Source organism: Desulfogranum aggregans (genome assembly GCF_055398265.1).
The window spans coordinates 916,785-932,374 of sequence record NZ_AP042447.1; the positions used below are offsets into that span (position 1 = coordinate 916,785).

10 protein-coding genes and 1 tRNA gene are annotated in these 15,590 nt (G+C 46.1%); 6 read left to right on the forward strand and 5 right to left on the reverse strand.

Going from position 1 to position 15,590, the window contains the following annotated elements:
• Positions 1-108: 108 nt before the first annotated feature.
• Complete coding sequence (locus tag ACZ52Z_RS04250; protein WP_464269514.1) at positions 109-1,356, forward strand: glycosyltransferase family 4 protein; 1,248 nt, start codon at positions 109-111, stop codon at positions 1,354-1,356.
• On the opposite strand, the gene ACZ52Z_RS04255 is transcribed toward ACZ52Z_RS04250, so the two are convergent.
• The 3 genes from ACZ52Z_RS04255 to ACZ52Z_RS04265 form a co-directional block, all read right to left on the reverse strand.
• Positions 1,308-2,225: a protein phosphatase 2C domain-containing protein gene (locus ACZ52Z_RS04255; RefSeq protein ID WP_464269515.1), complete on the reverse strand. Its 918-nt coding sequence runs from the start codon at positions 2,223-2,225 to the stop codon at positions 1,308-1,310. The two genes, ACZ52Z_RS04250 and ACZ52Z_RS04255, sit on opposite strands and share 49 nt — an antisense overlap.
• 304 nt (positions 2,226-2,529) lie before the next feature.
• Complete coding sequence (locus ACZ52Z_RS04260; RefSeq protein ID WP_464269516.1) at positions 2,530-3,474, reverse strand: hypothetical protein; 945 nt, start codon at positions 3,472-3,474, stop codon at positions 2,530-2,532.
• A gap of 199 nt (positions 3,475-3,673) precedes the next feature.
• Complete coding sequence (locus ACZ52Z_RS04265; RefSeq protein ID WP_464269517.1) at positions 3,674-4,729, reverse strand: phospholipase A; 1,056 nt, start codon at positions 4,727-4,729, stop codon at positions 3,674-3,676.
• A 534-nt stretch (positions 4,730-5,263) separates the two neighbouring features.
• Here ACZ52Z_RS04265 and ACZ52Z_RS04270 point away from each other — a divergent pair.
• The 4 genes from ACZ52Z_RS04270 to ACZ52Z_RS04285 all read left to right on the forward strand — a co-directional run bounded on the left by ACZ52Z_RS04270 (position 5,264) and on the right by ACZ52Z_RS04285 (position 11,459).
• A complete protein-coding gene (locus ACZ52Z_RS04270; protein ID WP_464269518.1) occupies positions 5,264-5,692 on the forward strand; it encodes a hypothetical protein in 429 nt (142 codons plus the stop codon).
• Positions 5,689-8,520, forward strand: coding sequence for a DUF1565 domain-containing protein (locus ACZ52Z_RS04275; RefSeq protein WP_464269519.1), 2,832 nt, complete (start codon positions 5,689-5,691; stop codon positions 8,518-8,520). The genes ACZ52Z_RS04270 and ACZ52Z_RS04275 overlap by 4 nt, the downstream gene beginning before the upstream one ends.
• A 211-nt stretch (positions 8,521-8,731) precedes the next feature.
• Positions 8,732-9,619 (forward strand): HDOD domain-containing protein, encoded by an 888-nt coding sequence (locus tag ACZ52Z_RS04280; RefSeq protein WP_464269520.1) that lies wholly within the window; start codon positions 8,732-8,734, stop codon positions 9,617-9,619.
• A 307-nt stretch (positions 9,620-9,926) separates the two neighbouring features.
• Complete coding sequence (locus ACZ52Z_RS04285) at positions 9,927-11,459, forward strand: IS5 family transposase (RefSeq protein WP_464266804.1); 1,533 nt, start codon at positions 9,927-9,929, stop codon at positions 11,457-11,459.
• Between the two features lie 325 nt (positions 11,460-11,784).
• On the opposite strand, the gene ACZ52Z_RS04290 is transcribed toward ACZ52Z_RS04285, so the two are convergent.
• A complete protein-coding gene (locus tag ACZ52Z_RS04290; RefSeq protein WP_464269521.1) occupies positions 11,785-13,767 on the reverse strand; it encodes a methyl-accepting chemotaxis protein in 1,983 nt (660 codons plus the stop codon).
• 592 nt (positions 13,768-14,359) lie between these two features.
• On the opposite strand from ACZ52Z_RS04290, the gene ACZ52Z_RS04295 reads away from it, so the two are divergent.
• On the forward strand, positions 14,360-15,391 hold the full coding sequence (locus ACZ52Z_RS04295; RefSeq protein WP_464269522.1) for a tyrosine-type recombinase/integrase: 1,032 nt from the start codon (positions 14,360-14,362) through the stop codon (positions 15,389-15,391).
• Between the two features lie 55 nt (positions 15,392-15,446).
• Here the strand turns inward: ACZ52Z_RS04295 and ACZ52Z_RS04300 are convergent.
• Positions 15,447-15,523, reverse strand: a tRNA-Pro gene (locus tag ACZ52Z_RS04300).
• Between the last annotated feature and the right edge of the window lie 67 nt (positions 15,524-15,590).

Consider the following 15,590-nt stretch of genomic DNA (forward strand, 5'->3'; position numbering starts at 1 on the left):
GCATTGCCGTCAACACTCCCCTTTGCAGCGTGTATTCGCGGTGACTGTTCGTTACAAATATGTTCAAAATAGGCTAATAGACATAACTGAGAGAACATTTTTCATCCCATGAGAATCCTGCATCTTCTAAACCAGCACCCTGAAAGCACTGGATCCGGCTATTACCTTCGTCATGTTATCGCACGCGCTGCAGCGCATGGGCATACAAATTGTCTTGTCGCCGGGTTGACCGGCAACATGGAGATAGATCTTGAAGGCGTTGAAGCGGACCATTGTCATTTCGTGCGCTTTGAAGTTGGCAAGCTCGATTTCACCATCCCCGGGATGAGCGATATAATGCCCTACCCCAGTTCCCGCTTCTGTGATCTGACTGACGAGCAACTCGATACATTGGAAGCGATGTTTGCCCAAACTTTGCACCAGGCAGTTGGATCCTTTTCTCCCGATCTGATTCACAGTCATCACCTCTGGCTTGCCACGGCTGTTGCCCGCAAAATGTTTCCAGACCACCCTCTGGTAACCTCGTGTCATTCCACAGATCTCCGTCAGATAATCCAGTGCCCACATTTACATGAACGGGTGATTGAACCGTGCAGAGCCCTTGATCATATTTTTGCCCTCAGTCATGCACAGAAGGAAAACATCAGACAGCTTATCAATCCACCGGATGAAAAGATCGCTGTTGTCGGAGCAGGGTTTGATCCCAACGTATTCAAAATGAAAGACAAAAAAAGCCCACCCCCGGTGGAATTACTCTATGCTGGCAAACTCAGTTTTGCCAAAGGCGTGGATCGGTTGCTCGAAGTATTTACCACAATGGATACGAGCAACCTGCACCTGCATCTTGCCGGGTCCGGGAGTGGAAAGGATAAGGAACGGTGCCTTCAACTTGCGGCAAAGTTGCCTGACAAAATCACGGTGCACGGTGCAATCGACCAACCCAGGTTAGCGGAGCTCATGGGGCGATGTCATATCTTTATTCTCCCCTCCTGGTACGAGGGGCTCCCGCTCGTCCTGCTCGAAGCTATCAGCTGCGGCTGCAGAGTGATCACCACCGAACTCTCCGGCTGCAGAGAGCTATTGGGTCATGCTGATGATGACCATGTCCGATTTCTTCCCCTGCCGTCGATGCGAAGTGTAGATACACCGGCAAACAGGGACCTGCCACTATTTGACAGCCGTTTGCAAGCGGCAATAGTGGAGATGGCGGAGCGGGTGCATAGAAATAGTACCCCTGACAGAGAAGTTGCATACAAACTTGTCACGCCATACAGCCTTGACGGCTTTTTTTTGAAAATTGAAAAAATTTATGCACAGGTTGTAGATGAAAAATCTTTACAACCGCGACCGGGCTGAATGCTACCACAGCAGTTGATCGACACTGCTGCGATATCATCATGGGTTTTAAAGCGGGGATAGCGTTGGGTATCTGGATCCTGACGCTCTATATTTCTCACATGATCCCGCACCGCTTTCAATCCTCCGGCCTGGTACAAGTCCACAAAAGAGCGCCAGTCATGGGGAGCTTTCGGATTTTCACGGGGGATGAGCAAACCATCGGTGAAAAGCAGCACATCCGTAACGTCTGCAAGGGAGACACTGCCGCTTTGAACAAAATTGAGCGCTGCACTCTCGCCATTGAGCACACCATAATCAATATTCATACGGCTTCGCACCTTGCGGATTTGCTCTGCGAGCACTTCATAGATCGAACATTTTTCACCGCTGTATGCCTTCCACATGGAGAGTGTCTCCCGGTCGATATCCATTTCCGGGGTCAGCAGTCTATGGCTGCCATCGTCAGTAAGGAGAAGAATGGAAGCATCTCCTAGGGAACAGTACTCCAGCCTCTCTGCTGAAAATCGTACAACGGCGAGACTTGTCGACCAGAGGCCATACCGTTCATCACTCGAGCACCCTGCCCTTTCCTGGGCCACACGAAGACGGTTATTCGACTCCACCAGGCAGCTCTGCAGATCATGACCGTTTTGTCGAAAGGTTTCAGCGGCAAGTGCGGCGGCAATATATCCACCAGTTCGCCCTTGATCACGGCATGTAGAAGAGAGAGCAGTGGCGCCGTCAAAGACTCCGTATAGTCCCTCTTCAATGAGCAGCAGATCTTCATTGGCTTCCCCGCTGCCTTTTTCATGTACTACATGCACATCTGGCAACTGTAGTAGGGGGTATGTGGAGTGGGTGAGAGGTTGTTCAGCAAAAAAATGCATAGGTGGTTCCTATTCAGAAAATATCAATTTTCCTATGGTAACCACCCTGACAATTATTACAAATATAGAATTCCTATGTAGTCACAGACCTTGATTAGGAGTCCTTATCCTGTGCTTGAATCCGTTTCCTCTTTTTGATGCTTCAGGATAGGCTTACCTGTGGCGGCCAGCCACCATTTGATTTTTTCAGAAAATGACCGGATGCCCTTTGTTCCTACGCCAGGAAAACGACGGACCAAAGCCTCACCGAAAGACTGGTCGTGGCAACGCTTATTTTCGTTCCTGATCCAGGAAACCTCCGCGGTTATTCAAACGGTTTACGGGTACTGATTTCAGCTATTTCCGGGCAAACCTTTGCCATACATTCATCACAGACGCCGTGGGTAAAAACAATATCACTGTGCTCTGTGAAATATTTTTCCACCTGCTGCCAGTCTCCTTTGTTATCTCGTACTTTTTTACAATACGAACAAATGGGCAAAATGCTTTGGGTAGTCTGTATTGTTTCAATCGTCTCGCTCAGCCTCTCAATCAATACCTGTTGATTATCCCGTTCATTGGTGAGTTCGAGCTGAAGCAGAAACTCTTTTCGGTTTTTCACCTCGATGGTGTAGGAAATGATCATACCCAGAACATTTACCAACAAAAGATAGAAAAGCATGCACTTGGCCTGCTGGGACAAAACATCCACACCTCTGAGAGAGATATACAACACAACCCCGGCGTACAGTATCCACCCTGCAGCGGTGGCAACAGCAACTCTTGATCGAATGAACGTATAATTAAAGATATAGGTGATGGTGAGCGTGTATGCAAGCAGGTGAAAACTTCCAGCGCTGTATGGATCCATGGTTACAATAAAATACCCACCTACGCTGACAACATAAATACCATTGATGAGCTGATGGTATTGTTCATACCTGTCCGTAAAAGTGAACAGGTAACCAACAGTAAACATTGGTACAATCGTAAAGAATTTGAGTGAAAACAGGGTAATAAATGTATCGGGAAAGTAAAGGGCGTCAATGTAGCCCCACACAACAAAGAAGACAATAGACAGCAGGTGGCACACCCGTAGATGCTGAATATCATTTTTAAACGATGTATGCCTGAATTGTTTCTCCAGCTGATACCGCTCCCCCCTGAAAGGCAAGGTAAACGTATGCAGGGACACACGCAGGAGAGCCTTTATGGTGGAAATGGAAACCTTTTGCCAGTTTTTCAGCAGAACCGCTGCGTTGCTCTCCATAATCGCCTCCTTATTCTTTTCTCCCCGGATCCATGCGTGTCCAGGAACGGCGCAATGCAGGCCCCCAAGGCTGCTAGAAGACCTCAATCAGGTTGCAACTTTACTCTATTATCAAAGCATTTCAATGACTTTCGAGTCACTTTCACCATCGAAGGTGCTACTGGTACCCCTCCTGTCCCTCAGGAACCTGCACACCACCTTACAGCCAGTCGATCAGGGAGAAGCCCACCCCTATGGTATTGGCGTGCTGGTTGTAATCGATCAGGCTCCTGCCGTAACCGTTGAAGTACTGCACATAACCTCGCAGGTAGGGCCACCCTCCCAGGGGAAAGCTCCAACTCAGCTGTATCGCCCCCTTGGAGAAGCCGGACTCCAGGTTGTTTCGCGACATCACACTGAACACATGCTTGCCCCAGGCATAGGAGGCGGATAACTCATAATGGCCGAGATAATCGGTGATATCGGGGTTGTCATCATTTTCCTCATTTTCCGGGAGGCGGTACCACGGCTTGATCGAGAAAGCCAGGTTACCCCGCTCAAAGGTCAGCCAGGCATAGAGTCGATTCCAACTGCGCGACAGGACCCCGCCGCGGCCGTTGGATTGATGGTTGAAACCGAATGAATTCCAGGTGTTGGTAAACCCGAAAAAATCCCAGTTCGGATGAAACTGCATCCAAAGCTCCGGTTCGTGGTTGGTCTCCCGGAAAGGGGAAGAATCCTCGTAATAAACCTGCCAGAAAGATCGGTTGGTGTAGGCGGCATAGATATCAAAGGTATCGTCGTACATCCCGACCAGCAGTGGAAACTTGATACTGAGCTGAAACTGGGCCTCGGTTTTCTCCCAGGAGTCGATGGTTGCATCATTAAGCTGCTCTTGAACCAGGTCGATATTATGACCGCTGCCATTATAGGCGGCAACCAGCAGGTAATTGGGCTTATGGGCCATGAGGGTGAACGGCTGAAGCACATGGCTGCGCTCCTGCCTGACCCGGTCCTTCACTACCGGGGGTTGTACAGTGGGCACGCTGCCTTCATCAGGGGACTGTTCCTTTATCTGCTCTTCACATTGCTGCCTGAGGTCGCCGATGGTGGTGGCCGGATCAGCGGTTTCCATTGCGGTATACATACAGTCCTTGAGTTTGTCTGAAAAACCCCAGGCCGGACGCACCGCCGTCCATGCTAGTAATAGCGCCAGACCAAATGTCAGGGCCGGCTTACCCAACTTCTGCATCCAGTCCTCTACGTTTGTCTCCATTGGTATGTTCCCCTGACAAAGCTTACTCCTTGACCATCCAGCTAGCCCCTGCTGCATCATTCTCCTGCCAGAAATCCGGTAAAAAAAACCGGAGGAGTGTACCCTTTATCTCACAAGCAGACAAGATGGCAATGCACTTGCACGTAGGCAATCGTGCATCTATGTGCGCAAGCAATAAAGGCGTAATATGTTTTCCGTTACAACCCCCTTCCTTTTTATGGTGATCAAAGGGTTCTGAAATGAAGAAGAAATAATGAATGCAGGCAAAGAAAGAAGACTGAAAAAAGCCTGGAGGGTATGGCGTTTATACAATCGACATACCCTCCAGGCTCTATACGTTTTGCTTTTACATAAAAACAGGTAGTTGATGACCATAGTATACTCTATCGTCATTTGCTTTTACGTATAAACATCAACCACTTCTCGCCTGTTCTTTTTTGTTCGAGAGCTTGCCAACGCCTCTATATATTTCATGCCCCATGTATGACGTCAAAGTAGTCGCTGTTCTTAGATAAGACCTCCCTGGAATCAATTATGCAAGGAGTAGCGAAGGCTGACGTTGGTTCTTGGTGCATATGCACCAGCAAATTTGGTGCATATGCACCAAACGCTTCCTCTTTCATCGCATTGCTCAGCCAACAGCTTTACCTGTTGCATCAACAGGCCCCTGTAAAGCTGTTGGCAAAATCGTTGGCGCAACATTTGCAAAGTAAATGGTACAAACTGAATTTATTTAAGGGTATCACTTCTATAATCATAAATAAACAAAAGAGAGGTGTTTTACATTTTTATTTGAAGAAGATCGCATGTGAGTTGACATGTAAAAGTACAGCTTTTCAACAACAGGTAATACTTTACCACAGTAAAATTTTGAATATTGGTAATACATTATTACAATTTTTAAAAATACTAATTATTATACATCAATTTTTTATGAAAAAAATAAGGATTAGTTGCCAATGAAAAATACTTCAAACAAAATATCCCTAAAATTTACCTGTTTGATAATTTTAGGCATTTTACTTGTCATACAAGGTTGCACCTCTTCTTCCTTTGAAGCATTTGTGGTTTCCAAGGAGAGCAAAAAACTGATCGTACTTAATTACGACGATGAAAATATTCGCCTTGATGTTGAAAATTCACCGTTTGATATTGGTGAAAAAGCAACCGATATTTCATATGATTCACGACACAAAAGGGTTTATGTTGTCAATTCGGGTGAAAACTCCCTTTCTGTATTCAAGATGAAATTAACCGCAGAGAACATATTTCAAAGACGTTATATCCTCCAGGAGCTTGAAAAGATATTCACAAGGTTGGAGCCGGTTGCCGTTGAAGTCGATACAGGGAATAATCTCGTTTTAGTCCTCCTTGTAGACGGCACCTTGATGAGAATTAACGGTAAAGATCTGACCCTTCGCGGAGAGAGGAATATATTGCGCCCTTTAATTTTAACTCCGAAGCCAGCTGATCTCGCTTATGATGCGTTCCATGAGTTAATATATGTTCTTGATAAGGATCTTGACGCCATCCTTGTCTTTGAAAGCACCGATCTGAAGCCCGTCAATTTTATAAAAACCCCATCAAACCCCTGTTCCTTATCCTACGACCATGTAAACGACCGGGTTTATGTGACGACTCTAGGCGGTTATCCTTCCGAGGATCCTACAGGGGTCTCTATTTACAAGGCAGGTCCACATTTTTATCAGCTAAGGGATCCTATCTCTCTTGATATGGTCTTCCGTTGTCCCATCTTGACGTACGATGACGTTCACAACCTGATCTACATTGGTAAAGGAAAGACGTTTGTCTATGATGCGCAATCTTTTGCATTGATCGACGAAATACAAACTTCACTCCCCTATTCTCTTGCCACTGGGAGGATTGATAGCTCCAAGAACATCCTACTGTATTTAGGTATGCCCGGAGCTATGGAAGTTTACGAAATCCTGGCAGGTGATAATCATGTGAAAATGGACTACGTAACACTGCCAGGAACTGCCGACCATATAGCGGTCGTCAATTCTGCCTGTCCTGAAATCATCTCTGTGGAACCCCGGTCTGGAAAAGTTGATGACACCGTGACGATAATCGGCCTCAACTTTGGAAGTCAAATGGGAGACAGTGTGGTCCAATTTGGAGGATCTCCTGTGACCAAAAATGATGTTATCAGTTGGAGCGACACCACCATTCAAGTCAAGGTTCCGGACATGGCACGATCCGGTGAAGTCCGAGTAATTGTCGGCAACAACTCCACCGTTCTGCCGGACGATCAAAGTGTGGAGGAATTTGAGATTCTTCCCGGCAGGATTATCCATGTGAGCGCATATAGTGGGAACAACACGGGTGACGGCACTGAAGGCAGTCCGTACAAAACCATATCCCATGCTCTTTCTCAGGCTGAGCCTTCAGATATCCTCTATGTTCATAGGGGAATTTACGATCGCGAACTCGGAGAAAATTTTCCCCTGGAGGTAGGTGACGGAATCAGGGTTGAGGGACGTGGTGCCGGTGGTGATTCAGCGCCATATGTCTTTCAAATCGTATATTCTTCGCCTGGTGAATCAGCCGTGCGATTAGGCGAAGGGGCGTCCATATACAATATGGGGGTCTATGTTGATGAAAATCTCTCCGATGAAGGGGCACAGGCTATTGGTATTTTTTCCAATAAGAATGCTCATATTGAGGGGGTTGTGGTATCAGGATTCCGCATAGGGGTGTCGCTGGATGGGGGTATACACGGTGAAATCTCCCCTAATGTCGAGGACTCTGATATTTCTGCTTGCGAGATTGGAGTCAAAGTTCGGGGAAACAACACGAATGCAGAAATTGTGGGGAATAATATTTTCCAAAACAGGGTAGCCATCGACATGCTTTCCAATGCCAACAGGGTGATATCCAATGACTTGTGGGAAAATAGTAGTGCGGGAATAAAAATTCAGAGGAAAGTCGCCCTTGTATTCTCCAACATAATCCGAAGAACGCGTGATCCCGAAACGAATTCTTTGGGTACAGGAATCTTGGGCGGTGGCATGACACATACCTTCATCATTGAAAATCAGGTTTTTGACAACGATGAAGGCCTTTTTACAACAGCCTCTTCAGGATATCATCATTATATTCGGGGTAATCTCGTGGATAACCATTACAGGGACGGCATCCGTGTAGCTGGAGAGGGATTTTGCATCCTTGAGCTGAATGATATACGAGAAAGTAACGAAGCCGGCGCCTTTTTGAGTGTTAAGGAGTCAAGGCTTCTGGAAAACTCCTTCTCATATAACAAAGACGGGGTAAGGATTTATTCAACGACCAGGCTAGAAACATTGTTACTGGGCAATCGGATGCATGGGAACACCATTGCAGGCCTCAGCATTGTAGGGCAGTTTCAGGATTTTGAGGAACGTGTATTCGTACAGGTGGGTGAGAAGGATGGTTTGGGAAATACCTTTTCAGGTAACAGCAGTGGTATTTCTATTTCGAAAGCTTATGCCCATGTTTACAACAATATTCTTGAGGATAATAATTGGGGCGTTGTTGCTTCGGAGGACAGCATTATCAATTTGGGGTCAACCCAAAGCCCTGGCATGAACACCATCCAAAACAATATCCACGTTGGTCTTGCCAACAACTCCCACCGTACCATTGAGGCGGCAGGAAACATCTGGAACCCTTCCGTGCAGGGCGCAGATAACGAAGGTCGCTATTCTCCAGGTGTCATAGACGGCCCTGTGGGACCTCAGAACGGTAACAATTACAGCATACGTTCCCAATACGGAAAAGTGAAATTCTAATTCACAACCGTCCCGTTAAAAAAGAGGGAAAGGCCTGAACTGAATTTGATCTGACAAACACCCAACCAAAACTGGGAGTTGTCAGATCAAGTAGGAACTACTACAATAACAGCAGGCTCTTCCTTTAAAAATCGGCAAGGAACACGTCACACCCTTGGATGGACTCCAAACATTACGCTTCCATATTGGCCTTTTTACAAAAAAACAACATATGAAAAAGGTAAAACATGAACTGCTCGAACAGCATATTGACTCGTTCCCCGTTCTCCCTGCAACGGTGACGCGGTTAATAGAGGTCACCAATGATCCGGAAAGTTCAGCAGCAGACGTCATGATGGTAATCCATCCTGATCAGTCCTTATGCCTCACGATTCTTAAGATTGCCAATTCTGCACTGTTTGGTCGCCCACGAAGAGTTGATTCGCTCAAGATGGCTGTTACTGTCCTTGGGTTCGATGAAGTGGAGAGAATTGCCCTAGCAAAAGCACTCCTCAACTCGTTTAGCCAGTTATCCAAAAGGCATAAAATCATTATTGATAGGTTCTGGGCACACTCCTTTGCCTGTGGGATGGCAGCAGGAAGGATTGCCAAAGACACGGACATTGCACCCGACATTGCCTTTCTGGGAGGACTTATTCACGACATTGGGAAGCTGGTAATGTTAGAAACGTTTCAAAATGACTATGCAGCTGAACATTGGATGACCGGGTTGAGTGATGAGAAAATGCTGCAGGATGAACTTCAAACGTTTTCTTTTACACATGATCAGGTAGGAGGCCGGTTACTGGAACAGTGGCACTTTCCAGAAACCGTTCTTTCAGCTGTTGCAAATCATCATCGACCCAGCGAGGCAGTCGAAGGCAGAGCGCTTGCCAATGTCACCCAGCTTGCAGACCTTTTATCGTTTTATTGCTGTAAGCGAGAATTCCGTGGTACCGAAGATATCGTGTCCCATGTTCTCGATTCACTGCCAAACGTGTATTCTCGGTGGCAAGACTGTGGATTACCGATAACAAATGACCTTGTAAAAGGGTGGTTTGATTGGCTACTAGACAATGCTGAACAAAGTAAGAGCCTAAGAGAGGTCTTCACTTCCTGATATCCCCTCTCACTAAATCTTCTTTAACCATCACTTTATCTCATGATTTTTTCCAATTGAAATTTCAAGGTTTTCAACCTTTCTGCGATAATAGGTATCCACCATTGCTCAACGGGGGGAGAAGGAGGCAGGCTAAGAAAGAGGACAGAAAAAAAGCCTGGAATGTATGACGGTCTTATAACCGATATAGGGCTTCCTGATTATTTCTCAACCAGTTGAAATTAAATAGGAATTCTTTTGACTACGTGTTATTATGTGCAGGAAAAACGGATAGTTACCTATCAAACCCTTGCACTTTTATTTGATAATGTATCGAAAAAGGTATAGCAAACAACTCAGTTTCGTAGACTTTGTACTCCCCTTTGGAGGTAAACTCCGAAGTGATAATCGTTGGGTCAAACTGGCCGACATGATTCCCTGGGAACTTGCTGAGTCGTTCTATGCAAAGCAGTTTGCTGGAAGCGGCCTTGGTCCTTCTGCTAAACCGGCTCGTGTTGCCTTGGGTGCTCTCATCATCAAAGAACGTCTTGGCGTGAGTGATGAGGAGGCCGTACTGCAGATCCAGGAGAACCCTTACCTACAGTTCTTTCTTGGGTTCAAAGAATTTCGCGATGAACCTCCATTCGATCCCTCCATGTATGTCCATTTTCGCAAGCGTTTTAACCTGGAGCAGCTCAATCAAATCAACGAAGCCATAGTCAATGCCGAGCAAGCGACACAGCAAGCCACTGCTGAGAAAGAACAAGACGATAACGATGATGAGGATGATTCACCGGGCAGCAACAAGGGCAAGCTGATTGTCGATGCGACCTGTGCCCCGGCTGACATCCGTTACCCTACTGATATCAGCCTGGTCAACGAGGCTCGGATAAAAAGCGAACAGATCATCGATATTCTGTTTAAGCCGCTGAAGGGGACGCAGCGCAAACCGCGGACATACCGCAGGAAAGCGCATCGTCTTTATCTTGCCCATGTCAAAAAACGCAAACATGCCAGTCGTCACAGACGCAAAGCCCTTGGGCAACAGTTACGTTTCCTCGGCCGTAACCTCAGAACCATAGAACAGTTGAGCAAACAGGTGCCCTTGACTCATCTGCGCCCTCGCCGATACCGTGATCTGCTGGTCATTCATGAACTACACCGTCAGCAACTGTGGATGTATGAGAACCGGTGCCATCGAGTTGATGACCGGATCGTCAGCATCAGTCAGCCACACGTGAGACCCATTGTACGGGGTAAGGCATCTGCTCCCACTGAGTTCGGGGCAAAACTCTCAGCCAGTCTGGTCGAAGGGGAGGTGTTTCTTGACCATCTTTCCTGGGATCCCTACAACGAGTGCGGAGACCTGATTCCTCAGCTTGAGGACTACAGAAAACGCTTCGGGCATTATCCGGCATCAGTCCATTGTGATAAGATTTATCGCACCCGAAATAATCGGAAGTTCTGCAAGAAGCACGGGATACGCATGTCTGGACCACCCCTGGGGAGGCCCCAGAAGAAGACGGAAAAGAATGCCGGGGCACTCAAGGCCCAAAAGCTTCAGCAGCGACAGGATGAACGTGATCGGATTCCCATCGAAGGGAAGTTTGGACAGGGTAAACGCCGTTTCGGCCTTGCAAGAATAATGGCCAAACTCTCGCAAACCAGTGAAACCATGATCGCCATCACCTTCATTGTGATGAACCTGGAAAAATTGCTGCGGGAGGCGTTTTTGTGTCTATTCTTTCTTTTTTTACGACATGCTGCAGCCCCTCTAACGGCTTTTTTCGGCGTCATAGTAGGGGTGATAGAGGGGCTGTGCTGGTTAGCCCTACAGCGTGCGAGTTGTCAAAGATCATGAGCCAATCTGTTTTCGGCTCAAAACACATTATTCAGGAAGCCCGATATACACCCAGGCTTTATTCATAACGAGTGGGGTTACTCGTTATATTTGGTCGGAACGAGAGGATTTGAACCTCACGCCTCAAGCTGAACGACCTAAAATAACAATGTTATTTTTTTTGGGGGGGGTGATACCAGTGTGATACACCCAGAGATTCTTTGCACGTCCCCTATTGCGTTAAAGTTTAAAAGTTCCAACGATATCTGGTATCCGCTCATCACGAGTAAAGGTAATGAGTTAATCTCCCCTTCTTGGAATTCACAAATATCTGCGGCCATGACAGTTATACTTTGAAACCACCGATGATTGTGTTCAGTTGGTTGGACCTTTCAAGAAGCTCCTGGCCATTATTTTTAATCTCTTGGCTGCTACTTGCAATTTCCTGTGCCGCATTCGAGACAATTGATATGTTTTGAGTGATATCAGTTGCAACAGTGGAGCTGTGGGACACATTTTCATTCACCTCCTGAATCCCTTGGCTAGCCTGAGCTATGTTCTCAGCAATTTCACGGGTAGTGGCAGTCTGTTCTTCTACTGCAGTAGCAATGGCACCGACGGTTTCGTTGACCCCGATAATGACTTCAGTGATACTATTGATTCCGGTGCCTGTCTTTTCTGAAGTTGCCTGGACAGCCTCTACAAGCGTCTTGATCTCGAGGGTGGCTTCAGCTGTCTGTTTTGCCAACTCTTTGATCTCATTTGCTACAACCGCAAACCCTTTGCCTGCTTCACCTGCTCTGGCAGCCTCAATGGTTGCATTCAAAGCCAACAGATTGGTTTGTTCCGAAATTTCAGTGATGGTTTCGGTCATCTTTCCTATCCGGCTGGCAGCGGATCCAAGTTCCTCCACGAATGTGGAGGCCTCTTCAGCCTTACCTACTGCATCCATGGAGACTCCACGGGCTCGCTCTGCATTTTCTGCAATTTCGTTGATGGTAGAGCTCATTTCTTCGGCGGCAACGGCAACCATATTTGTATTGGTAGCCGACTCTTCCATTGCAGCAGCCACATTACCTAAATTTGTGCTCATCTGTTCAGATGCAGCGGCAACACTGGTTACCCGCTGGGAAGTATCTCCAGAGTTTTTTAGGAGTGAGCCGGAAATATCTGATAGCGCATTTGAGCTCGTAGCGACACTTGTGGAGTTATCTGCAATCTGTCGAACAATATCTTGGAGGTTCTTTATGAAGTTGTTGAACCATCCAGCGAGCTCACCAATTTCATCTTGATTATTAATGGTTATTCGTTTGGTCAAGTCAGCTTCCCCGGAAGCGATATCTTCCATACTGTTTGCGACCGCATTAATGGGGTTCACCACTTTCTTTTTTATGAAAATGAGTATTGTTGCCATGAGCGCGGTGAAGAGGGTAAAGATAATGCCAAATATGGTTTGGATTAGCGTCTTTAGCTCCCTGAACTGTGCTAAAATAATATCAGTTTTTATTCCAAGGACATACAGACCTGTCGTGTCCTGGTCAAACCCCTTGAATCTTCCAGAGAAAGCGAGGTAATTATCATCAAGAGTCTGTTCTTGGGTTAACACCGCTTCAAACGTGCCTGGTTGCTTGAGGTAGTTAAAAAAATCCTCATCAACATCTTTTTGATTCAGATAATAACTTTCTATATGTGTCTTGGTTTTCATGCCCGGTGCAATATCGGTGTCTTTGCCGTCCATGAAATATACAAACTCAATGTCATATGGTTTTAGAGTCCGCTTAATTGAGTTAAGTCCACCTTCAAAATTGACAATACCAATAAACTCATTGTCTGAACGTATCGGAAAAAGGCCTTTAAGCCTGACGCCCTTACTGGAGGGCTCCATGGCAACATGTGATTTCCCGCTATTTTTAACTAAGCTATATCCAGTTGAATAATTGAGCGGCTCGCCGAATTTATCGGGAGCCCAAGATTTGTAGAATGATTTAAGATTTTTATCGATTAGGTGAACTTGTACATTCTTAAAACCGGTATTGCTCTTAAAGGACTTTCCAAGCTGTTTGAGGACGTTGTCGGCTCTTTGCCTATCATTATTGAGTAAGGCAGCGATGACCTCCGGATTATTTGCAACCTGCAATGCATTGGTTTGCCATACCTTTTTTTTAGCTGCCATTGCGACTTCAAAGTTGTGCCTGGCATTAGTAGCTGATTTTACTATTTGTTCTTCCTTGAGTTTATTGTAGTACAAAAGTGTGGCGATCAATGTCATACAAAAAACAACAAGAAAGCCGATCATACTGATGAGGATAAGCTTGGTATTTATTTTCATTCTGGTTAGTTACACATTCAAATTGTTTGATAATGCTGGTCACTTAATGTCATATTGCTATTGTCCAATTTTCGACATGAAGAGTCAAAAAAAAGTGGAAAACGATATAAAAGTACCTTGGCTGATTCGTAGTATCTGGATAAGGAACTTATATGGGTGTATCTGGAAATCGGTGTCATGGGAAAGTTGTTCAACCCAAGGAGAGATAATGACGGAGTGGAGTGGTTAGGGGAGATGCCGAACAAACAAAAAAACAAGGAAGCCTGGCTGCCTCGTTTTCTAATATATAGTAACCCCAAAGTGACTCGAACCCCGGTTGCCTGGGTGGGGAGGCCGCGGGAGATGCCACCATTCAGGTAAATTCAGGCCTAATTGGAGCGACTTGAGACATTAGATGGCATTTCAGGTACTCAAAAAAAATCTTGGGTCCGTATAAAGTTGAAACTTTTGCAGGGCAATTCGTGGTCTGTACCCATATATACGTTTTTACCAGAAATGCTCTATCTGTGGCGGCAAGCTCCAGCATGATGAGCGCCGCAGAGGTTTATTCTGCCAGCAGCACCCTGACCAGGAAGCCACCAAACGCTTTACCGTGCAATTCGGTCGTAATGTTCGAAAGCGTTTTTCCCATTACCGCGAAGCTGAACGTTTCCTGGATGGCCTTCGATATGAGTTCGACCGTGGAACCTTTGACTATCGAGACTACCTAGGCAGCAAACCCCTATCATTTACCGTTTTATCCGGTCAATGGCTGGAAAAGAAAAAGAATAAGGTTAAACCTGGAACGTTCAGTCATCTCAAACGCTATGTTGTTGTTGCTCAGGAATACTTTAAAAACACCAACGTCAAAAATATTCAGTATGCTCAGCTCGAAGACTACGTTGATTCGTTGACCTGCGGTATCAAAACAAAATCAAACTACCTTTCTGCTCTGCATGATTTCTTTTCCTGGCTGTTAAAAAGAAGGGAGTTGGAGCAGATCCCGGCCTTCCCTTCCGTCAATTTTGAGCTTGGTACCCGTAAAACCGTCGACAAGGAAACTCAATCTTTAATTCTTGATGAATTAAAAAGAATTTCCTGGCATGTCAGCCCTAAAATCTGGTTGGGAATAAAATGGCTTACCACATACATTTCCATCCGTCCAAATGAATTACGGAATACTAAAGAAGGTGACATAGACTTAAAGCAAGGCTTTATCTTTATTCCTCATCCCAAGGAAAAAAAGCCTAAATTCGTGCCATTGATCGATGAGGATATAGAAATTCTCAGAACATTCCCCCCTGCCCTACCCATGCTGTATTTTTTCCGACACGGGAAATCCTCCGGCTGCACACCTGGGCAGCAGTTTGGACAAAAGCTGTTCTACAAGTGGTGGATACGGGCTTGTGATAATTTAGGTATTCAAGGGGTAGATCTTTACGGCGGGACAAGGCACAACTCGGCCATGGATCTCCGGCACTATGCAACACCAGAAGAGATTAAGCGGGCAACCATGCATACAACCAACAAGGCTTTTGAGCGCTATTTCCAGGTATCGAAAGATGAGCTGCAGCGGCTTTACTCGCTTACGTCCGGTGGGGATACATCAGGTGAAAATAAAAAGCCCGATGTGATACGGTTGTGATACCATATCAGCATCGGGCAACATACATAACCAGCTAAAACAACTGGTTAAAGTATGGTCGGAACGAGAGGATTTGAACCTCCGACCCCCTGAACCCCATTCAGGTGCGCTACCAGGCTGCGCTACGTTCCGTAATTGAGGTGTCAATAGATAGCATTCAGGCTTCTTTGTGTCAACGTCTACTTGACGATTTTTCCTT

Bases quoted from the DNA above. Each gene is read 5' to 3' on its own strand.
- ACZ52Z_RS04250 (WP_464269514.1), top strand. From the start codon at position 109: ATGAGAATCCTGCATCTTCTAAACCAGCACCCTGAAAGCACTGGATCC.
- ACZ52Z_RS04255 (WP_464269515.1), bottom strand. From the start codon at position 2,225: ATGCATTTTTTTGCTGAACAACCTCTCACCCACTCCACATACCCCCTA.
- ACZ52Z_RS04260 (WP_464269516.1), bottom strand. From the start codon at position 3,474: ATGGAGAGCAACGCAGCGGTTCTGCTGAAAAACTGGCAAAAGGTTTCC.
- ACZ52Z_RS04265 (WP_464269517.1), bottom strand. From the start codon at position 4,729: ATGGAGACAAACGTAGAGGACTGGATGCAGAAGTTGGGTAAGCCGGCC.
- ACZ52Z_RS04270 (WP_464269518.1), top strand. From the start codon at position 5,264: ATGCAAGGAGTAGCGAAGGCTGACGTTGGTTCTTGGTGCATATGCACC.
- ACZ52Z_RS04275 (WP_464269519.1), top strand. From the start codon at position 5,689: ATGAAAAATACTTCAAACAAAATATCCCTAAAATTTACCTGTTTGATA.
- ACZ52Z_RS04280 (WP_464269520.1), top strand. From the start codon at position 8,732: ATGAAAAAGGTAAAACATGAACTGCTCGAACAGCATATTGACTCGTTC.
- ACZ52Z_RS04285 (WP_464266804.1), top strand. From the start codon at position 9,927: ATGTATCGAAAAAGGTATAGCAAACAACTCAGTTTCGTAGACTTTGTA.
- ACZ52Z_RS04290 (WP_464269521.1), bottom strand. From the start codon at position 13,767: ATGAAAATAAATACCAAGCTTATCCTCATCAGTATGATCGGCTTTCTT.